Source organism: Vibrio mexicanus, assembly GCF_001012815.1.
Classification (GTDB): domain Bacteria; phylum Pseudomonadota; class Gammaproteobacteria; order Enterobacterales; family Vibrionaceae; genus Vibrio; species Vibrio mexicanus.
Map to the genome: position 1 here is coordinate 1 of NZ_JYJP01000086.1, position 20962 is coordinate 20962.

The 20962-nt window shown below is 45.0% G+C and carries 15 protein-coding genes and 3 pseudogenes; 5 read left to right on the forward strand and 13 right to left on the reverse strand.

Annotated elements, in window-relative coordinates:
- Positions 1-42 precede the first annotated feature (42 nt).
- From UA76_RS12050 to hinT, 7 genes and pseudogenes are all read right to left on the reverse strand, one after another.
- Positions 43-1332 (reverse strand): NAD(P)/FAD-dependent oxidoreductase, encoded by a 1290-nt coding sequence (locus tag UA76_RS12050; RefSeq protein ID WP_047046494.1) that lies wholly within the window; start codon positions 1330-1332, stop codon positions 43-45.
- Positions 1333-1750: 418 nt separating this feature from the next.
- Complete coding sequence (gene ycfP / locus UA76_RS12055) at positions 1751-2281, reverse strand: alpha/beta hydrolase YcfP (protein ID WP_047046408.1); 531 nt, start codon at positions 2279-2281, stop codon at positions 1751-1753.
- 100 nt (positions 2282-2381) lie between these two features.
- Positions 2382-3235: pseudogene (locus tag UA76_RS12060) on the reverse strand (phosphotransferase).
- A gap of 39 nt (positions 3236-3274) precedes the next feature.
- Positions 3275-3865: a penicillin-binding protein activator LpoB gene (gene lpoB / locus UA76_RS12065; protein ID WP_047046496.1), complete on the reverse strand. Its 591-nt coding sequence runs from the start codon at positions 3863-3865 to the stop codon at positions 3275-3277.
- 76 nt (positions 3866-3941) lie between these two features.
- Complete coding sequence (locus UA76_RS12070; protein ID WP_047046411.1) at positions 3942-4331, reverse strand: YcfL family putative periplasmic lipoprotein; 390 nt, start codon at positions 4329-4331, stop codon at positions 3942-3944.
- On the reverse strand, positions 4328-5734 hold the full coding sequence (locus UA76_RS12075; RefSeq protein ID WP_047046414.1) for a COG3014 family protein: 1407 nt from the start codon (positions 5732-5734) through the stop codon (positions 4328-4330). Before UA76_RS12075 ends, UA76_RS12070 begins: the two co-directional genes overlap by 4 nt.
- Positions 5735-5865: 131 nt before the next feature.
- Positions 5866-6216 (reverse strand): purine nucleoside phosphoramidase, encoded by a 351-nt coding sequence (hinT, locus tag UA76_RS12080; RefSeq protein WP_047046417.1) that lies wholly within the window; start codon positions 6214-6216, stop codon positions 5866-5868.
- 239 nt (positions 6217-6455) lie between these two features.
- Between hinT and UA76_RS12085 the strand changes: the two genes are divergently transcribed.
- Together UA76_RS12085 and UA76_RS12090 are read left to right on the forward strand one after the other, a co-directional pair.
- Positions 6456-8447 carry a methyl-accepting chemotaxis protein gene (locus UA76_RS12085; protein ID WP_047046419.1) on the forward strand — a complete coding sequence of 664 codons (1992 nt, stop codon included), beginning with the start codon at positions 6456-6458 and terminating at the stop codon, positions 8445-8447.
- A gap of 420 nt (positions 8448-8867) precedes the next feature.
- Positions 8868-10022, forward strand: a complete 1155-nt coding sequence (locus tag UA76_RS12090) for a DUF1887 family protein (protein WP_047046421.1) — start codon at positions 8868-8870, stop codon at positions 10020-10022.
- A 71-nt stretch (positions 10023-10093) separates the two neighbouring features.
- Here UA76_RS12090 and fadR read toward each other — a convergent pair whose 3' ends face one another.
- Entirely contained in the window at positions 10094-10933 is an 840-nt protein-coding gene (fadR, locus tag UA76_RS12095; protein WP_047046424.1) for a fatty acid metabolism transcriptional regulator FadR, read from the reverse strand.
- Positions 10934-11566: 633 nt separating this feature from the next.
- Between fadR and nhaB the strand changes: the two genes are divergently transcribed.
- Positions 11567-13159: a Na(+)/H(+) antiporter NhaB gene (nhaB, locus tag UA76_RS12100; protein WP_047046426.1), complete on the forward strand. Its 1593-nt coding sequence runs from the start codon at positions 11567-11569 to the stop codon at positions 13157-13159.
- Between the two features lie 115 nt (positions 13160-13274).
- Positions 13275-13787: a disulfide bond formation protein DsbB gene (dsbB, locus tag UA76_RS12105; RefSeq protein ID WP_047046429.1), complete on the forward strand. Its 513-nt coding sequence runs from the start codon at positions 13275-13277 to the stop codon at positions 13785-13787.
- A 71-nt stretch (positions 13788-13858) separates the two neighbouring features.
- Here dsbB and UA76_RS25655 read toward each other — a convergent pair.
- The 3 genes and pseudogenes from UA76_RS25655 to lrp form a co-directional block, all read right to left on the reverse strand.
- A pseudogene (locus UA76_RS25655) lies at positions 13859-15354 on the reverse strand (DNA translocase FtsK); the annotation flags it as partial.
- 903 nt (positions 15355-16257) lie between these two features.
- Positions 16258-16815: pseudogene (locus tag UA76_RS25660) on the reverse strand (DNA translocase FtsK 4TM domain-containing protein); the annotation flags it as partial.
- Positions 16816-16993: 178 nt separating this feature from the next.
- A complete protein-coding gene (lrp, locus tag UA76_RS12115) occupies positions 16994-17488 on the reverse strand; it encodes a leucine-responsive transcriptional regulator Lrp (protein ID WP_017033863.1) in 495 nt (164 codons plus the stop codon).
- A gap of 156 nt (positions 17489-17644) precedes the next feature.
- On the opposite strand from lrp, the gene ald reads away from it, so the two are divergent.
- Positions 17645-18769, forward strand: coding sequence for an alanine dehydrogenase (gene ald, locus UA76_RS12120; RefSeq protein ID WP_047046432.1), 1125 nt, complete (start codon positions 17645-17647; stop codon positions 18767-18769).
- A 70-nt stretch (positions 18770-18839) separates the two neighbouring features.
- On the opposite strand, the gene icmH is transcribed toward ald, so the two are convergent.
- Both icmH and tssK read right to left on the reverse strand, forming a co-directional pair.
- On the reverse strand, positions 18840-19634 hold the full coding sequence (gene icmH, locus UA76_RS12125; protein ID WP_047046435.1) for a type IVB secretion system protein IcmH/DotU: 795 nt from the start codon (positions 19632-19634) through the stop codon (positions 18840-18842).
- Positions 19631-20956: a type VI secretion system baseplate subunit TssK gene (gene tssK / locus UA76_RS12130; RefSeq protein ID WP_047046438.1), complete on the reverse strand. Its 1326-nt coding sequence runs from the start codon at positions 20954-20956 to the stop codon at positions 19631-19633. The genes icmH and tssK overlap by 4 nt, the downstream gene beginning before the upstream one ends.
- Between the last annotated feature and the right edge of the window lie 6 nt (positions 20957-20962).

Sequence of the window (20962 nt, forward strand, 5' to 3'; positions counted from 1 at the left end):
AAAATTTAACCACGAAAGATCGACACGCCCTAGCAACCTTGATTAGTGAAGCTTCAAGTTTGGACGCAACACTCGATTGATTCGTCCCATAAGGATAATGAGTGCCGTTTTGAACATGCCATGAAGTGCCATCTGGTGCATTCGATAAAGAGAGATATAAACCACACGCGCGATTCGACCTTCAATCATCATCGAACCCTTAGTGAGGTTACCCATTAGGCTACCCACTGTTGAGAAACGGCTCAGTGACACCAATGAACCTTTGTCTTCATAAACATACGGTTTAAGTTCACGACCATTGATTTTTGCCACGATGTTGCTGAACGCACGACTTGCCATTTGGTGTGCTGCTTGTGCGCGAGGTGGTACAAATGAACCATCTTTTTGCGTGCACTGTGCTAAGTCACCAATAACGAAAATATCTTCATCACGTGTGGTTTGAAGCGTATCGTTCACCACTAGCTGATTAATACGGTTCGTTTCTAAACCCGCAATGTCTTTGATGAAGTCTGGAGCCTTGATACCGGCTGCCCAAACCATGATTTGCGCAGGAATCTTCTCGCCATCTTTAGTCGTTAGACCATCTTTATCCGCTTCCGTCACCATAGTAGCAGTGCGAACATTCACGCCTAACTTAGTCAGCTCTTGATGTGCAGCACCTGAGATACGTGGTGGTAGAGCTGGAAGAATACGCTCACCCGCTTCGACTAGGTTTACGTTTAGCTTAGATGAATCTAAGTCGCCAAAGCCATATGTGCGGAGCTCTTTTACCGCGTTATGCAGTTCAGCTGAAAGCTCTACACCCGTTGCTCCAGCTCCTACAATCGCGATATCGACAGTACCATTACCTTTCTTAGCATGAAGCTTAAGGAACTGGTTGTTCATCTCTGTGCGGAAACGGTGAGCTTGCTCTGGGCTATCGAGGAAAATACAGTTTTCACGAACACCCGGTGTGTTGAAGTCATTCGACGTCGAACCAATTGCCATGACAAGAATGTCATATTCTAGTTCGCGGCTTGGCATTAGTAGCTCGCCGTTATCGTCTTTTAGCTCACTCAGAACAATGACTTTGCGTTCGCGATCGATGTCAGACAGGCTGCCCATTTGGAACTCAAAACCATGGTTTTTGGCGTGAGCACGGTAGCTGAGTGCGTCAACACCTTCATCTAATGAGCCTGTCGCTACTTCGTGTAGCAAAGGTTTCCATAAGTGACTTGCTTTACGATCGACCAAGGTAACTTTGGCACGATTCTTACGACCTAAAGTACGGCCTAACTTGGTTGCTAACTCAAGTCCACCAGCACCGCCGCCTACTACAATAATTCGTGTCACAATAACAATCCTCAAAAATGAATAATCTAAGTATGACCAAGCAATCCGATCTTCAATCAAAAATGCTCAATCAAAAATTCTTAATGCGATGTTTCTCGCTTTAGTTAGAGGTTGTCTTTCACAACTCAATTGCTTTGCACGTAATTGGAATGCGTATTGCTACGCTTAATGGGCAAGTTTTTTACTCGCTCTCAACTTTTTTTTGATAAATATCAATTTTTTTATAGTAAAGCCATTATATAGGCGAAAATCTTTCTCGCAACACGCAATTCACGCCAAATCACTAATATCTGTACGGATTAGCAGCAGTCAATCTATTGGCTAAGCGCTATCTAGTTCTATTTACTGAATTTAAAAAGAAAAGCGGCCTCCGAATGGAGGCGCTTATTTTTCAGATAAGTTGCAGGGTTAAGACTCTTTAAAACGCCTTCATCGCCTGAAGGTGTTGAGAGATCTTCTTGAACTTGTGAGACTGGGTCTCATCCCAAACCACTTCATAGAAAGGTTCGAGCTCTTCTGCCGTCGCTGAGTTGTCGTGAATCTCATCCTCGCGCGACAAAATCACTAAGCAGCGATCTTTGTTCTTGGTTCTAAACTCTTCCACACACTTAGTCGCAATGTCTTCATACTCTTCAGGACGATCAATGCGACCTTGCATGTTCTTTTGCGGGCGAAGGTTGGGATTAAAAATGACTTGCTTAATTCCGCATAAAAAGCCGATACGTTCAGACCAGAAACCACCTAACCCCACACCACAAATGATTGGGTTTGGATCGTCAGACTGTTCAATGACTTTATGAACTTCTTTAAGAAGATGCTGCATATCATGCTTAGGATGAAGAGTGCTGTAATTAATAAAACGGACATCATCGTCGATGAATTGCAATTGCAGCACTTTCTCATGGTTGCCCGGGCTTGTTGAATCAAAGCCGTGTAAGTAAATAATCATAAAAATGTCCCCGAGTTCTTATAACTTCAATCTACCATGAACCTTAGTCAAAGGAAGAGAATCGAGCCAAAATTGAAGGCTAACAAGTTGAAACGTGATCCTAACTACAAAAAGCCTCTTTGATCAGGTCTGCTTGTGTCAGGTATTGCTCATCACCCCATAGCTGATGGGCTAAGCGATACCATAACAAAGCCATCATCGTTGCTCTTGGTTTCCATGCCATGACACCTTCAACCCAGTCGTCAACACCTTCCACACCACGAAGTCGGCAGTAATCAAGCACAGCCTGTGTGGGTTCGACCCCCATAACATCGATACTTAAGGTCAAGTCCAAGCGAGGATCAGCTATTGAGGCATATTCCCAATCAATCACTCGGTACTGGTGTGGGGTCGCCACCATGTTGTAACCGGCCAAATCAAAATGACATAGGGTCTGACCGACTTCTGCGAGATTCGGCGCATTTCTCCATCGCTGATAAATTGCTTCTACTTCCTTACAGCGATTCTCTGCAGACAACTTCATCCAATAATGGTCGACACGAGCTGTAAAACTGAAAGGGACGGCGGGGACTCGGGTGGTATCGAGCTGATGAATCTGAACCATAGTCTCAAGAAGTTCATCAAATGTGAGGGTGTCGGTTAAAGGTGAACCTTCTATCCACTCAACAAGCAGCCCTTTTTCATTAATGAACCAAGGTTTAGGGCCAATTTGACTATCTTCAATGGAGGAGAGAATTTGGTACTCTTGAAAGCGAGAAATAGAAAAGGCTTTCGTAAGGTGTGTTGTCGGACGCCAAACAAACGCAGACTCATCTGGCAGTACGATTTTCCAACATCGATTGGTAAGCCCTCCTGTCAGCGTTTGTGCATAAGAAGGGCTTGTCGAGAAAAAGTGTTCTAAGCCAACTAAGGTTTCATCAAGCTGACAGCTTCAGACCAAGACATCCTCGCCATAAAACACTCCTTCTCTTACAGGTCTATAGACCTCGTACTTTAAAGTCCCAATAAGCTTTTTGACTCTTGCTTACGGATTTCAGTTTCATCCGCCCACTCAATAAGACCTGTTTCAAGATCCATCAGGCGCATGGTCATTTTGTAGTAGACATCTTTGTCGCTGCCTGCAGATTTAGCGATACTGGATAGGTTGCCGTATAGCATGTACTGAGCACCAACCATTTTACCAAACTGAATTGCCGTGCTTTGATTGACTAGCTCATCGTTGTTTTGGAAGTTCAACTGATCACGAACAGACTCGACACGATCCATATCTACAAAACGGAACTTGCCAGAATTCAGCATCTTAGTACTGATACTATCGGTAATTGATTCCGTATCAATGTGTTCACTGGTCTTATTTTTGATGCGTTCCACAAAAACGATTGGACGCTCATCACGAGTAATCGCCGCCACAGAACCTGACATCATCATGCTATCGACCATTTCTCCAGCGATGGTTTGAAGGTCCGTTGAACCAAAATCAATCGTGGTCGTTTCTACCGCTTGAGCATCCCCGTAGCTCACTTTGTTAGAACAGCCGCCTAGTAAAACTGCTAGGCCAAGTAATGCAATAACGCTTTTTTTCATCATTGGTTCCTCAAAATTACCAATTTATCATTCAATAAGATGGGCGGGCTTCATGCATTGAAACCCGCTTAAATAATTACTGTTTTAGCTCACGAATCTGAACCCGGAAGTTTTTACCATTCGGATTAACCGACACTTCAGAAATTGCGATGCTTTCATGACCGCGGATAATCGCAGGCTTCCAAGGAGCTAGCTTAGTGTTAACCTCTAAGCCTTCTTCGTCGTACCAGTAGAAACGGTACTGAACGTTCTGGTCACCGTTATAGTTGCTGGTTAAGCGCACTACACCGCGGGCATAACCGTCGACCTCAGTGGTCGCGATATCATCAATAATCAAACGCGACGCAAGAACGTTATCTGCAAACCAAACATTTTGCGTTCCGCCGTCTATTCTTAGCCCTGAGGTATTTTCTGCACAGCCGACTAAGGCAATACACGCGGCGAAAGCCATCCACCATTTTTTCATCGTAAGTTCCCTAACTGTTTGTGCCAAATAGTCGAATTCTGACCTTGGCGAGATACCCATACCAACACGGTTCGGTTAGCATCAACGTTAAATTTGTATTCTTCACCACCCACTTTCAGGCTTTGTTCACCCGCAGGGACATGCATACTTGCACTTCTAACTTGCCCTGGTAGAGTTTGCCAACTGCGAGTGTCCGGCTGTTCCGTCAACGTGTTCCAAACGTTGAACAGTAAATTTCCGACATCATCACCCTTTGCGGCACTTTTCCGAATCTGATCTTTAGCGTAGACGCGTAAAGCCTGTCTGATCACAATGCTCGTCATGCGCTCGGAAAGATCATTCTGCGCCATTAAGTTAACATCAACTAGCTGGCTCGATGTCAGTGCTTGATTATTTAATTGTAGCGAGGAAAACTTTTCTAAGCCTTGGTCTTGATAGTATGGAAGCGCCAACGAGTAAATAGCGCCGTTACCTCGACTATCGTAAACAGGCAGCGATAGCTGCCAACCTTGCATCGCTTCAACCACGCTTTGTTCATCGATGACAATGACTCGCGCTTCATCATCGGCGAGTAAACGAAGTTCCCCATAGCGCTTAGTTAACAACTCTAAATCTTGATTCATTCCCAAGCGACGAGCGACACGCATCGAACTTTCAATAACTTGAAGGTTATCGGGTAAGACAGTCAAAGCTCTTCGATAGTCCACATACGCGCTGTTTAAGTCCCCTTCCGTTTCATACAATAGGCCAGACAAAAACAGTAGATACCCATTTTGGACAGCTTGCAGTTTTTCACCGGCATCTGGATAACGTGACAATACGCTGCCCAAGTTTGGTGAAATGCCTTGTTTTTTTAGCTCGCTTTCCGCGGCTTGGAGTTCTTTTTCTCGCGTTTGCTTCGCGCGCTCTTGAACTTGGTTTGCTCTTCGCATTTCAATCAGCGCACCTTCAAGATCATTATCGATCAGGTAACCTAGCCCCATATACAAATGCAAAAAGCCAAGCTCATAATCTGAAGGTTGATAATTTTTTAAGTTATCGTTGACCGCCAGCGATCCAATATCTGTCGCCGTTTCAGAAATGGAAATGGTCGCTTGATCTTGCCATTGTCTTACCGCTTGATCACTGACACTAAATGCGGCGCTACTTTCCTCGTACTGTTCATTAAGTAGGTAAACGCGCCCTTTTTCAAAGTTGTCGAGGATATCGCCCGCCATTGATTCGGGCAGTTGGCTGGCCGCTTTTTCATAATCACCGGCTTTCACTGACCTTTGTACTTTCTGATTTTGCACCGTGTAGTGGCTAAACAGATTACCTGCTGACAAGTTTGAACATGCGCTCAATACGACTGCTGAAACGATAACAACACATGAACGTAGTAATTTTTGCAATCCTTGCTCCATATAGATAATGAACGAGGTTAGAAGAGTCGTGCTAATAAGGATAACACGCCACCTAAAAAGGTGGCGTATCTATTTGATATAGACTTTTGACAGGGAAAATTGGAAAAAGTTGCCAAACCTCTATCGCTGGGTTAGCTCACTAGGATTGGTCCTAGTGGTCGGCCACCAACAAGGTGCATGTGTATGTGGTAAACCTCTTGGCCACCATGAGGGTTACAGTTCATAATAAGGCGGTAACCATCTTCTGCAATGCCTTCTTCTTTTGCAAGCTTCTTGGCAACAGTAAACATACGGCCCATTACAGCTTCATCTTCTTCTTCAATATCGTTTACCGTAGGGATGAGCTTGTTAGGAATAATCAAAATATGGCGTGGCGCGCGTGGATTGATGTCTCTGAATGCTGTCACCAAATCATCTTGGTATACGACGTCGGCAGGGATCTCTTTGCGAATAATCTTGCTAAATATGGTTTCTTCAGCCATGGAACTCTCCGTAATCTGGGTTTGGCTTGATTGTTTTCGGATAGTATGCGCCATGCTGTATAAAAGCTCAATTGAAAACCCAACCTAGTTAACACGAATGACAACTCGATTAATTTCGAGGCAAAAATTTGTATTGTGCGTCATAAAACGCGTATCTCAGATTCAATACAATGGCCGATACTTTGTTACCTTTTTTTTGAGACGGATTTGTCTTTTTTAGTTTTTAGGGAGAGTTGTTTATGAAGGGTTCGGTAATTAGGCGGATGTATGCCGGTTTTACCCTCATCATCATTATGTTCATTGCGACAACAGCAATGATGATGAGCGGTATGAATCAAATCCACTCAGACTTCGAGACAGTTTCAAACACATCACTACCGTTGGTGTCACTTTCAAATCAAACCAACGTCAGTTTGTTATCAGCAGACAAATCATTTAAAGATTTCCTGACAACGCAAGACCAAGAGCGCATGGCAGCTATGCGCGACGAGTTTGCTCAGTCGGAAAACGCGTTCAATGATGTTCTAGGACGATTAGAGCTGGCAAGTGCTAACAATCCGCAACTTGAGGAACGCATTGTTCAGTTGAAAGAAATGCAAGCTCGCTACTTCAGTGAAGCGCAAACAGCCATGGATAATTACCAGCAAATGTTTGTGTCACAAGAGCAAGTTCAACAATCCACTCGTCAATTCCAACGTTTGCATTCTGAGCTTAGCGTTGGCATGAAAGAGTTTGTTGATGACCAAGACAGCATCGCTGTAAAAGTAATGGCTAAAAGCTATTTCATTAAACTGAAAGATGCCGAGGTCATCACCTCAGACGCGCTGGCAAGCAGCGATGTGGCATTTGTTGATGCCGCAGTGAAGAAGAACAAAAAAGCGGTCACCCACTTAAACTATGCCTTCCGAGGTCTGGCAACTCAATTGCCTGCATTAAAAGATGCGTTTGATGAGTCGGTTAAACAGTTTACTATCGACATCGGCCAAAGTGGCGGTGTATTGGATCAGCACAACAACTACCTTATTGCTCGCGCTGCGCTGTATGAAAACATTGGCAACCTTGCCGCTGAAGTGGATACGGCTTTGGCAATCTTAGACTCTTTCAACCAAGTCGCGACTGATGGTCTAAACCAATCACTTGTGGCTGCTGGTAAGGTCTACGATCAAGGTGTTATCAAAGCGATTGCTATCGGTATCGTCATGGCGCTCTTTGCGGGTGGTATTGGTTACCACATTGCACAAAGCGTGCGTGAGCCGCTTACTCGCATTCTGTCAACGCTAGAAGGATTGACGGATGGTGATATGACTCAGCGTATCGACATTCGTTACAACAACGAGTTTAGCCGCGTCAGTGGTCACATCAACTCACTCGCTGACAACCTTCACAACATCTTAGTGAAGCTCAACGATGCGTCAGACAACTTAACGTCGACGGCAAACAGCAACCAAGAAACCTCTAGCGGAGCGCAAAAGCAGCTTAATAGCCAACGTGAACAAACCGCAAATGTTGCAACGGCCATGACAGAAATGGCGCATTCAGTGCAAGAAGTTGCTCAAAGCGCTCAAAACTCACTGGGCATGGTTCAGCAAGTTGAAACTGCCTCTGAGTCTGGACGTCAGATCATGAGCACCAATATCTCAACCATCAATCAGCTTGAAGCTCGTCTTAACGAATCGGTCGAAGCCGTCTCTGAACTGCAGAAAATGAGTGGCCACATCGGCTCTATTTTGGATGTTATTCGCAATATCGCAGAGCAAACAAACTTGCTTGCGTTGAATGCAGCCATCGAAGCGGCACGTGCGGGTGAACAGGGCCGTGGCTTTGCAGTCGTAGCCGATGAGGTTCGAGTTCTCGCTCAACGTACCACTGAATCGACGTCTGAGATTGAAAACATGATCAGCAATCTGCAGTCTTCGTCTTCAACCGCCGGTAAAGTGATTGAAAGCTGTATGAGCGACATGGAACTGTCGGTCGAGCAAGCCTCTAATGCAAACAGTGCGATGGAAGAGATACAAGCGTTGATTTTAGAAATCAGTCAAATGAGTAGCTACATTTCTGAAGCGGCGGGTGAACAGAGCCATACAACTTCAGATATTGCTCGTAACATCGAAGAGATCAATTTAATCGCTGGCACCAGTTATGAAGCTATGTCAGAGATCGCAAGAACCAGTGCTGACTTAACCGCACTAGCTAACCAGCAAGGTGACTTGGTTCACCGCTTCAAACTATAGAAATAACTAGGGCGTGTTGATCTTTAGTGGTTAATTTTTGTTCGAGATAAAATCGGTTTAGGCGCGGCGAAGACTGTTTAGCCTAGTTATTCTAAGCAAAGAGTCTTCAACAAAGCATAAAACGATTTTAGCCGAACCCTTCGGGCAGCCTTTGCGGTTCATTTCTACTGCGTTATCGGCTTCTCATGTAGCTAGCTACACATCAATGCCTCTGCCTTGTATAAACTTCCCGCAAAGTGCTGCAAAAATCAGCTCGAAAGATCAACACGCCCTAATTACACACAATTACTTATTTAACCACTCTGGGCGACTTATTGATTAAGTCGCCCTTGTTTTTTTAATGCATGGGTATTATATCGGTATAAGAGCCTGCGCTATTCTTCTAACTATCACTCTGCAGGCCATAATTGAGGACGCTTTATGGCAGTACATGTAGGGATTATCGATCAAGACCCCATTCGATTAGTCACTCCACTTTTAGATAACCGCACCGTTAGCACCCATATTGTTTTCATTGGCGTAGAAAGCCAAGAAGAGATGTATCTACGACTGCACAAAGTCCTTGCACAACGGGACATTACTTCGGAGTTTTATCAGATCCCGAATGTAGCGAACACCTCTAAGATAAAAGAGTCTGTATCGGTACTTGCTCAAGATCTAAAGCTGCGCGGTGAAGAAATAAAGCTAAATGCGAGCTGCGGTTTACGACACCGACTATTGTCTGTCTACGAAGTATTTCGTACCTATCACTGGCCAATCTTTGTTGTTGAACCGAATAGCGACCGTCTGTGCTGGTTATATCCAGATGCAAGAGAAGACGCACAGGTTCAAGATCGAATCACCATCTCAGATTACCTGACTATTTTTGGAGCGCGGGGCGAGTTCAACGACGTCGAACTTCCACCTCAACTTGATAAGAAACTTTATGATCTTGGAGAGCGTTGGGCCAGTAACGCGCTTGAACTTGGCCCTGGCTTAGCGACCCTAAACTACCTCGCGACAACCTGCCGTAAAGAGCAAACCCTATCGGTTCAGTTAACGGAGAAACAGCAAGGCTATCGAGAGTTAAAAATGCTCATCGATGATCTGGTCGAAACGGAAATAGCCTCTTATGAGAACGGCTTACTAACTTTCGTCAGCGAAGATGCCAGACGATTCTCTAATGGCGAATGGCTCGAAACACTAGTCCATAGCACGGTAAGGCAGATCCAAGACGATATGCCGACCATTCAAGACCGATCATTGAACGTTCAAGTTTATCGCCAGCGCGGCGACAGAGAAGTAAGAAATGAACTCGATGTCGCTTCTGTTGTGAACAACAAACTCCATATCATTGAGTGTAAAACCAAAGGTATGCGCGACGATGGCGATGACACCCTATACAAGCTTGAATCGTTGCGAGATCTACTTGGCGGCCTGCAAGCACGTGCCATGCTAGTGAGCTTCAGACCGCTTCGCTACAATGACATTACTCGTGCTGAGGACCTGGGCTTAGCGCTTATTGGCCCAGATGAGCTGAAGCAGCTTAAAACGCATCTAACCGAGTGGTTTAAGGACGCGGGCGGCTACGAATAAGAGCTCGATTAAATGCAAAAAAACCCGCTAAGCAGCGGGTTTTCTTTCATCAAATCACAATAGCTCAATGACTAAGAGTCATCTTCGGTGAAATTCGTTGGCAGTGTGGTTTTCATTTGGTTCCAAATCTGCGCGCTTTCAATACCGTAATGGCGAACAACCACAGGTAGTTTATCTCTATCACCTGTTTCACACACCTCAAGCAACTCACGATAAAACTTCATTGCTAGTTCACGAGCTTCTGGGTTCGAGAAATAGTAGCTGCCTACTCGGTCATAAAGCTTTTTCAAGCCATTGAAAATTAGACCATAAATTTGGTTACCAGAGTGGAATGCCAAACGTTGGAACAACATGTAATCATAGAAATTAAATGTCTTGGCCACCAATGCTTCTTGGCGCGCTATCTCATCTTTGTTTCCGTCATCTTTCACATGCTGTTGGATTTTCTCAGCGTAAGGAGAAGACGCCATAAAATCATCCCAAGATGGCGCGGCTAATAACGCTTCACAAGATTCGATGACGTTATGAATTGTACGCTCAGACGTCTCTTTATTGGTTTTAAAGGCATAGCGCATAAAAATTGGGCTGATATTTGTGCGCGCTGCGAGAAGATCTTCAACGATCGATGTTGCGTTATCTGCATCAAGCGTCATCAACGTATCTAGGATATGCAATCCAGACGTTTCCATAAACTGATTTACTTTCGTCGGTTTGCCATGTTGAATCGTCAACCAGCCATCACGTGCTAACCTTTGAAGTACTTCTCGTAACGTTGTTCTCGTTACACCAATCAGTTCTGATAGCTCTCGCTCAGCAGGTAAGATTGAACCAGGTGGGAATCTGCCATTCCAGATACTTTCGATAATGTACTTTTCAGCAAATCCTGCTGGGCTTTTTGCCTTGATGACCATTCGGTATGAATCCAATTTTGTCTAATTACGTAGAATTAACTCATCATACCACTAGTTAAGCGCTATCGGAAACCTAGACACAATAAACTATCAAAACACTAACAATAGAGCAAAAGCTCTAAATGTTCATCATATGAATAGGTGATGTTTTTAATATCAAGCATATAAAATATCAAGTTTACTCCATTGTTATTAATAGGCACCTAATAACTGTAGGGGTTTTCACGGTCCACTGTTAGCTAAAAACCTACACTTTAGTATTATCTTTTTAGCTCATTTACATCTTATAAATTGCTCATGAGCATAGATTTAGTTCTCATAACTCACCCAATTCACTTTTTGGCAACTATGCATTCACAAATTCCCCACTTTGATCGCGTTTTTAGACAAAATATCATCTGCCTAAATATCTATATAAAGTTTTTTATTGACTATGAATAAACTAAGAGTAGAGTTGCGGGCGAAGTATGAGTGCTTGTCTTTCTCAGGGAGTGACTTGGCAAGACCACAATGGATTATGTGCAGCTGTTGTTTTTCTAAGTCACTGTTGCGTCGGAACTCGTAGCCCACCCGCCGACGAAAAAATTCAAGCCTTAGCGTGTCGAATATATAACAACAGTAAGAGTATTTTTTATGCCCATGTCTCTTGGAAATGCCTTTATCAAGAATTTCCTTGGTAAAGCGCCGGACTGGTACAAAGTTGCCATAATTGCCTTCCTAATCATTAACCCTTTCGTTTTTTTCTTCGTTGACCCTTTCGTTGCTGGTTGGTTACTTGTCGTTGAGTTCATTTTTACTCTGGCCATGGCCTTAAAATGTTACCCACTGCAACCTGGCGGCTTATTGGCCATTCAAGCGATAGCAATTGGGATGACCAGCGCTGAGCAAGTTAAGCATGAGTTGGTCGCGAATATCGAAGTTATGCTACTGCTGATCTTCATGGTTGCTGGTATCTACTTCATGAAGCAATTGCTGCTCTACATTTTTACCAAGATACTTCTAGGCATTCGCTCTAAGTCAACTCTCTCTGTGGCATTCTGTTTTGCAGCGGCTTTTCTATCTGCTTTCCTTGATGCCCTGACGGTTATTGCAGTCGTAATCAGTGTAGCTGTCGGCTTTTACGCTATTTACCACAAGGTGGCATCCGGCAAAGTATCGACGGTGTCTCACGATCACACTCAAGATGAACACTTGTGTGAACTTACTCGTGACGACTTAGAAAACTACCGCGCTTTCTTGCGCTCTCTGTTAATGCATGCCGGTGTCGGTACTGCACTTGGCGGCGTAATGACCATGGTTGGTGAACCACAAAACCTTATCATTGCAGACCAAGCAGGCTGGCTATTTGGTGAATTCATCATTCGTATGGCTCCGGTAACCCTTCCCGTATTCTTCTGTGGACTAGCAACATGTGTGGCGGTAGAGAAACTTAAAATCTTCGGCTACGGCGCTAAGCTTCCTGAAAATGTGCGCCAAATCCTTGTAGACTTTGATCGCGAAGAGCGTGCTAACCGCACCAAGCAAGATGTTGCCAAACTTTGGGTTCAAGGTTTCATTGCGGTATGGCTCATCGTTGGCCTTGCGCTTCACCTTGCAGCAGTCGGCCTAATTGGTCTATCTGTCATCATTTTAGCGACTTCTTTTACTGGTGTTATAGAAGAACACTCGCTTGGCAAAGCTTTCGAAGAAGCGCTTCCATTTACCGCCCTACTCACCGTGTTCTTTTCAATTGTTGCTGTAATCATCGACCAAGAACTGTTTAAGCCTATTATCGATGCTGTTTTAGCGGTCGAAGACAAAGGCACACAGTTAGCGCTGTTCTATGTGGCAAACGGCTTATTATCCATGGTGTCGGATAACGTTTTCGTGGGTACGGTTTACATTAACGAAGTTAAAACTGCACTCGTTGAAGGCATGATCACCCGTGATCAGTTCGACCTGCTTGCCGTTGCAATCAACACTGGTACCAACCTACCGTCGGTAGCGACGCCAAATGGACAAGCGGCATTCCTGTTCTTGTTAACGTCGGCACTTGCACCGCTTATCCGACTCTCATACGGTCGCATGGTCGTCATGGCATTCCCTTATACCATCGTACTAGCGATTGTTGGCATGATTGGCATCGTGTTCTTCATCGAACCAATGACAGCAAATTTCTATGATTGGGGTTGGATTTCTCATCACGTTGGTGACGTCAGCAGCGCCAGTAGCTCGACTGGGCACTGATTTGACTAGTAACTAATTCGACAGAGAACAAAGTTTTTAGTTGAATGTGAAACTAATCCAAGATAAAAAGCTCTGAGTTATCAGAGCTTTTTTTATAGCAAGGACCATCTGTGAAATACCTTTCTCTCATCAAACTTTCTCCAAACAGCGTGTCGCCTGGCTTTTGCTGTTAGGCTTCGTCGTATTCTTTGAGGCTGCAGCCCTGTTCTTTCAGCACGTCATGATGCTACCACCTTGTGTGATGTGTATTTATGAGCGCATCGCTATGTTTGGCATTGGTGGAGCCGCTATCTTTGGTGCTATTGCCCCTCAGAATACAATTGTGCGTTGGCTAGGTTTAGCCGGTTGGGGATACAGCGCCTACCGAGGTTTGTCGCTTTCTGTCGAGCACGTCGGGTACCAATTTAACCCTTCTCCGTTTGCAACGTGCGATCTGTTTGTCACTTTCCCTGATTGGGCACCACTTAACGAATGGGCCCCTTGGCTATTTGAAGCTTACGGTGAATGCAGCAAAGTCGTTTGGCAGTTCCTGTCACTTTCTATGCCTCAATGGCTAGTAGTGATCTTCGCCGGTAACCTTATTGCCCTTGGCGTGATTGTTTTAGCTCAGTTCGCTAAAAGTAAATAAACCACTCTCTAACCAGCAGACAAAAAAAGGAGCATTCAATGAATGCTCCTTTTGCTGTTAGTCTAATTTGATTAGTTCATCTCTCGTCCCGGTGCGGGTGCCAATACTTCACGGTTACCATTATGACCCGGGGCACTCACGATACCCTGCGCCTCAAGCTGCTCAACAATACGAGCGGCTCGGTTATAACCGATCTTAAAGCGACGTTGTACTCCAGAAACCGAACCGCGACGTGATTGCACAACGTGCTCAACCACTTGGTCAAATAACGGGTCCATCTCTTCTTCACCTTCTGGCTTTTCACCCGGAAGTAGAGTATCTGCCGATTGATCACCGCTGGTGATCTCATCAATATAATTCGGTTTACCACGTGCTTTCCAGTTATTTACGACCGCATGAACATCGTCATCAGATGCAAACGCACCGTGCACACGAGTGGTGTGGCTCGAACCTGGTGGTAAGTAAAGCATATCACCCATACCTAGCAGCGACTCGGCGCCGCCTTGATCGAGAATGGTACGTGAGTCAGTTTTCGTTGAAACCGTAAATGCAACACGAGTTGGGATATTCGCTTTAATCAAGCCGGTGATCACATCAACCGAAGGTCTTTGCGTCGCGAGGATTAAATGAATACCTGCCGCGCGAGCCTTTTGAGCAAGACGCGCAATAAGCTCTTCAACTTTCTTGCCCACCACCATCATTAGGTCGGCAAATTCATCGACGACGACGACAATATAAGGGAGGTTTTCCAATAAAGGTGGCTCTTGATCCATGCTGTCCCCTTCTTGCCAAAGAGGATCATGAATCGGATGACCCGCTTCTGCTGCCATCTTCAATTTGTCATTGAAGCCTTTGATGTTTCTTACCCCAAGAGCAGACATCAGCTTGTAGCGACGTTCCATCTCGCCAACACACCAACGAAGAGCATTGGATGCGTCTTTCATATCCGTCACTACTTCTGACAGAAGATGTGGAATTCCTTCATATATCGACAGCTCCAACATCTTAGGGTCGATCATAATGAAGCGCACTTCTTCTGGTGTCGCCTTATACAGCATACTCAGAATCATGACGTTCACACCAACCGACTTACCAGAGCCTGTCGTACCTGCTACGAGCACATGCGGCATTTTCGACAGGTCAGCAACTACAGCTTCACCCGCTATGTCTTGACCAAGCACAACCGTAGTCGGTGATTTAGAATCAATAAATTGCTGACTGCCAACAACATCCGAGAAGTACACTGTCTGTCGGCTCATATTTGGCAACTCTAAGCAACATAAGGCTTGCCAGGGATCACTTCCACAACGCGAACCGCCATTGCTGATAAAGAGCGCGCGAGGTCCATCGATAGGCCTGAAATACGGCTTACTTTAACACCTGGTGCCAGATCTAACTCAAAGCGAGTAATAACCGGCCCTGGGAAAATATCAACCACTTCCGCTTTAATTTTATAATCTGCTAGCTTCGCTTCTACCAAGCGAGCAATATCTTCAAGAGCGGCGCGGTCGATAAAATTCTCACGTTTCTCTGGATGATACAGCAGCTCAAGCGTCGGCATTGGCTCCGCCGGTTTAGGCAGATTTGGCTCTTTCTGTACAAGGAATGGGTTTTGCTGCGCAGCCATGTTGGCTTGCGCGTCAGACACCATTGATTGAAAAGCTTGTACGTCTTCATCTTGTTCTTCTTCTGGCTCGTAAGGCTCTGCAACCACAGGCTCTTGAAAAGAAGATCCTTCCTCTGACAAAGGCTGTTCGACAACCTCTTCGATATCAACGGTGTCTATGTCCGATATCGTTGGCTCTACGTGCTGATTTGGTTCGACTTGTTCAGTGATCTGCTCAAGAATTTCCTCACTGATCATCGGCTTCTGCTCGTCAGATTCTGTATCTTCGACTGTTTCACGCCGCCAAGGCAGATCTCCCGTCTGCGGGTTGGATATATTATCTTGGTTCAAAGCTGCAGGATCTGGCATAGAAGCGTACTCAAGATGTTCTTGCATCTGAGGCTCTATAGGCTCTTCTTGTAACGGCATATCGTCTGCGGACAATGCAGCAGCCTCAAGCTCTTCGATTGTCGCTCCCAACTGAGTAACTCGCTCAGGCTGATTATCAGCAAATACGATGTCTTTTTCTTCTTTTGTCTCTGTTGTAAATTCTTCAACCTGAGCTTCTTGGTTGCGGAGCGGTTGAATAGTGTCCTGCTGATGAGATTCTGGCATGTGAATATTGAATCGACGCGGCTCTTTCGACGGAGCTTCATCTAAGTCACCGATAATGGGTTCTTGCTGCGCCGACACTTCTTGAACGACGCTATCCTCTGCTGGCTCTTTTAGAACAGGCTCATGGACTTCATCTTGCTCACCACGAAGTTTATTGATCAGTGAAGTAAACAGAGCAATTGCACTGGAGCCGACCCACTCCACAATAGTTAGCCATGATACTCCGGTGAGAAGCGTCACGCCCGCTCCCCACAAAAATAGAAGTACAAGTGTTGTACCCAATACATTCAATGTTGGTAACGCTAAACTCGTTAACACGTCACCAATTACGCCACCTGAGGAGAAGTACCAAATATCATCGAAGTTGATATCTGCAAGGCCACAACTGGTCAAAATAACAATCACTAAGCCGAGAAGACGAGTCCCCCAAAGCATAAGATCGATCGCTTCATCTTCTTTTCGATTCCTTAAAGTCACCCACGCAAAAACGACAATGATCGCCGGAATGGGATACGCCAATGAGCCAAAGGTAAAAAATAGAGTATCGGCAATCCATGCTCCGACAAGGCCACCTGCATTTTCTATCTCTCCGCCCCAAGCAGTCTGCGACCACGAAGGATCCGCCGGACTAAAAGACATCAATGCAACAGTTAGGAGCATAGCGAGAAGGACAGATAAAATTAGCCCACACTCTTTAAGACGCTGAGGGCCTGATAAACGAGAAGGCTGAGACTCTTGACCCGTTTTCACAATGGTTTCGACTTTAGAACTCGATGAGCCTAATAGATTTTTGGTCTGCTTAAACATACACCAACTTGAATTCGTTACGCATCAACAACCTATTGTGACGGTTGATAGCGGAAATACAAAGAGATAAAAACAATCTGAGCGGCAAAAGCCGCTCAGATCGATTTAACCATATCAAAGTCAAAAACCCAATTGTCTAACGTCAGAATATGGACAGCTATCCTGACTGCGTTAGCAATTAACGAGTTTTAATAACAAGCTGATTGGTTTGTTTCACTTCTTCCATAACCACGTAGGTTCTTGTGTCATTGACACCCGGAAGACGTAATAGCGTATCGCCAAGTAGCTTACGGTAAGCACTCATGTCCGATACACGAGTCTTTAGAAGATAATCAAAATCACCTGATACTAGGTGACATTCTTGAATATCATCCAATTTTTGAACCGCGGTGTTGAATTGCTCGAACACATCAGGCGCACCACGATTCAACGTAATCTCAACAAATACTAATAGAGAGGCATCAAGGTACTGCGGATTGAGTAGCGCAGTGTAACCCGTAATGTAGCCTTGACGCTCTAGACGACGAACACGCTCTAAACATGGTGTTGGAGATAGCCCCACACGTTTCGATAGTTCAACGTTAGAAATACGACCGTCTTTTTGCAACTCGTTTAAGATATTGCGATCGATACGGTCTAGATCCTTGGACGGCTTCTTGTAGTTGTCTGCCATGTTTTATTCCACCTTATTACTTCCTTGCAAAAAAATATACTACAACTTCTTAATATTTAGTATCAAATTCTGATAACTAACTTCTATACTAGATATTAATTCGACAGAATTACCCTACACATAGATAATACAACCAAAATAAAACGAGGAGTCAGGATGATCATTGGCGTACCTAAAGAAATCAAGAACCACGAGTATCGTGTCGGTATGATTCCAGCTAGTGTGAGAGAACTAATCTCACATGGTCACCAAGTATTTGTAGAAACCAGTGCCGGTTCGGGCATCGGCTTTTCAGACGATGATTACATCGCTGTAGGCGCATCCATTCTTCCTACTGCTGCTGAGGTTTTCGCCAAAGCAGAAATGATTGTAAAGGTTAAAGAACCTCAAGCTGTCGAGCGAGCTATGCTTCGAGAAGGGCAAATATTATTTACGTATTTGCACCTAGCACCAGATTTTCCACAAACTGATGAGCTAATCAAGAGCAAAGCTGTCTGCGTAGCATATGAGACTGTAACAGATAATATGGGTCGCTTACCACTACTTGCGCCAATGTCTGAGGTCGCAGGTCGCATGTCTATCCAAGCTGGTGCTCAAACTTTAGAGAAATCTCACGGTGGACGTGGTCTATTACTTGGTGGCGTACCGGGTGTAGAGCCCGCAAAAGTGGTTGTTGTCGGCGGCGGTGTTGTGGGTGCTAACGCTGCACGTATGGCTGTCGGCCTACGCGCGGACGTCACTATTCTAGACCGCAATGTCGACACGCTCCGTCGCCTTGACGAAGAGTTCCAAGGCCGCGCAAAAGTCGTTTACTCAACAGAAGATGCTATTGAGAAACACGTGTTAGAAGCGGATCTTGTAGTAGGCGCGGTTCTTATCCCAGGTGCAGCGGCACCGAAACTAGTGACTAAAGAACATATCGCTAAAATGAAGCCAGGCGCCGCCGTTGTTGACGTTGCCATCGACCAAGGCGGTTGTTTTGAAACATCGCGTGCAACCACACACGCTGATCCAACTTATATTGTTGATGATGTCGTTCACTACTGTGTAGCGAACATGCCAGGTGCTGTAGCACGTACTTCAACATTCGCGCTTAACAATGCAACACTGCCATACATCGTGAAGCTCGCGAACAAAGGTTACAAATCTGCTCTATTGGAAGATGAAGGTTTCTTGGAAGGCCTAAACGTTATCCACGGAAAAGTGACTTGCAAAGAGGTTGCAGAGAGCTTTGATTTAGAATACATCGACCCTAAAACGGCGATCGAAATGTTTAACTAATTCAGCTTAGACCCAACAAAAATGCCGCTAGTTAACTAGCGGCATTTTTTATATCTAAGTCGAAAAAATTCTATTGCTGATATACTTCAAGCAGCTGTTGGAAGCGTGAATCGATAATAAGATAAGTCGCTAAATACATTCCTGAAAAAATCAGCGCTGTGACCCCAAGAATAAGCTTTGGCGGAATTACTTTCTTAAGCGGCTTTTTCAAGTACTTCGCTTTTAAGTCGACTAAAGTCAACTTTTCGTTATCTGCGAGTCTATCGTCGCGTACCAAGCGATAGATCGTGCTCGCAATATCTGCAAGCTTTTCTCCACCGCGCTCCTCGCGCCCATACTTCCCTTGGAATCCAAGCTGGATAAGTAAATAGAGAAATTCAATCAGGTGGCGATACTTGCGCGGGTCTGCTTTTAGCCTTTCCAAGATAGTAAAAAATTTATCACCACCAGACGTTTCATTATGAAACTCTGAAAGTAAGCTATTTTGGCTCCAGTTGCTGTTGCTCCCCCACTCTTGACGACACACAGCTTCATCAATAGCCGCACACAAGCAATACCGGATGACGAGAACCGACGCTCGATCTACTTCCATCTCATTGAGCTTTCTTTCGCCCTTGCGAATCTCGCGCCCTACCTGCTCTCTAAACGGCATAGGATCATCAATCCAAGGGATAGAAGGTAAACAAGATAGCGTAGCAATCAACCAACTAAATTGGTCCACTAATGGGTTAACACCCATTTTGTTGATCGATAAGTCTTTAACTGCAATATTGCGCGACAAATCCGGAGCGGGCATAACCTCCATTGGCTTGCCAGGTTCGGGCTGATAGAGGACAACGGTTACATCACCGTCTACATAACTCATTGTCTAACCGCCCAAAGCTGCAACGAAAGATTACTAAAGTCGCCAGCAACATGAATCGCGATCGCGGCTGCATTCGATAACGCTCGCCACTCTTCTGAACCTTTATCAAGCTCAAAATAAGTGTAGCCAGCATGATATGGCAGCGCTCTAGGCACGACAGGCATTGGCTTAATTTCAATCCCCTGAAGCTGCAAATTAATCAAGTCACGAATATTGTCAATTGAGCCAATTTTAGTCTGACTCACAAACTGGGTATGCAGAATATCGAGTGTCACATCCGCTTTAACGGCTAGGATGAACGTAGTCTTCTCAACGATCGAGCTATCAGAAATAGGCGCGGTACGGATACCGTATCCTTGTTCTTTAAGCACTAACGGCATTGCTCTCTGCTCTGACATCACACTCAAAGTCATCTTCGAGGTAGACAACAGTTCAGACAAACAGCCCGTTAGGTCTGAATGATTATACTGGGTAAACTCTTTTGGTCGTTTCGTTGCTGAACATAATGTAGCGAGCTCGCCCTCAGCTTGCAGCAGAGTTTGAAATAAAGACTCCGGATGAATACCCTCGGCGGAGGAGTAATGCCAAAAGAGAGGCTCATACCTATTCAACGTTTGCAATAACATAAAGTCAGATACTGTCGAGACGCCCTGTTGATCAACGACGCCTAGCCGTGACACGATTGTTTCTGCCCGATGTTTCAGCATCGCAGCGAACTCGGTCGTGAACTTGGAGAGTACTTTCGAAGCTCTAATGTCAATACACGTTGGTATGTAGTTCTCATCTAACTCTACACTACCATCGGGTTTCACTTCAGAAATCTTGGCGATAGGAATTGAGGTGAATGCGCTTCGGTCTTCGTGATCAAACATCAGTCTGAAGTTCAGTTGCCCAACAAAGATGCTAGCCGTATCTTGGCTGTCGTAACAAGCATCGATTGCTTCCTGACTTGTAATGGTATAGCGAGATCCGCTACCATTTTGACCGAAAACTTCACTGCGTTCAGAGGGGAGTGGGCAACACAAAAAAACAATTTTGTCTGTAAAAGCTGCATCAACTTCTCTTACTTCTGGCAGCTCCGCAAATTCGGGCAATTTAAACGGTGTTCGGTCTTGTAAAATACCTTCCACACCACTAATACCAATTTTCCCAAGACTGAGCAGCTCATTGTTGAGCTCAATTCGTTTTACGCCCCAATAAAGAGGCGAGGTATTAGCGCTCAACAAACCACTAAACTTATGCTGTGAGCGATCGAGTTGCTGGAAATGTTGCGGCTTCATAAACATGCCGTCTTGCCAGACTACAGGGTTGTATAGAGACATTTTGAA

Coding starts and splice junctions, on each gene's coding strand:
- ycfP (WP_047046408.1), bottom strand. CDS start 2,281: ATGATTATTTACTTACACGGCTTTGATTCAACAAGCCCGGGCAACCAT.
- lpoB (WP_047046496.1), bottom strand. CDS start 3,865: ATGAAAAAAAGCGTTATTGCATTACTTGGCCTAGCAGTTTTACTAGGC.
- UA76_RS12070 (WP_047046411.1), bottom strand. CDS start 4,331: ATGAAAAAATGGTGGATGGCTTTCGCCGCGTGTATTGCCTTAGTCGGC.
- UA76_RS12075 (WP_047046414.1), bottom strand. CDS start 5,734: ATGGAGCAAGGATTGCAAAAATTACTACGTTCATGTGTTGTTATCGTT.
- hinT (WP_047046417.1), bottom strand. CDS start 6,216: ATGGCTGAAGAAACCATATTTAGCAAGATTATTCGCAAAGAGATCCCT.
- UA76_RS12085 (WP_047046419.1), top strand. CDS start 6,456: ATGAAGGGTTCGGTAATTAGGCGGATGTATGCCGGTTTTACCCTCATC.
- UA76_RS12090 (WP_047046421.1), top strand. CDS start 8,868: ATGGCAGTACATGTAGGGATTATCGATCAAGACCCCATTCGATTAGTC.
- fadR (WP_047046424.1), bottom strand. CDS start 10,933: ATGGTCATCAAGGCAAAAAGCCCAGCAGGATTTGCTGAAAAGTACATT.
- nhaB (WP_047046426.1), top strand. CDS start 11,567: ATGCCCATGTCTCTTGGAAATGCCTTTATCAAGAATTTCCTTGGTAAA.
- lrp (WP_017033863.1), bottom strand. CDS start 17,488: ATGGCAGACAACTACAAGAAGCCGTCCAAGGATCTAGACCGTATCGAT.
- ald (WP_047046432.1), top strand. CDS start 17,645: ATGATCATTGGCGTACCTAAAGAAATCAAGAACCACGAGTATCGTGTC.
- icmH (WP_047046435.1), bottom strand. CDS start 19,634: ATGAGTTATGTAGACGGTGATGTAACCGTTGTCCTCTATCAGCCCGAA.
- tssK (WP_047046438.1), bottom strand. CDS start 20,956: ATGTCTCTATACAACCCTGTAGTCTGGCAAGACGGCATGTTTATGAAG.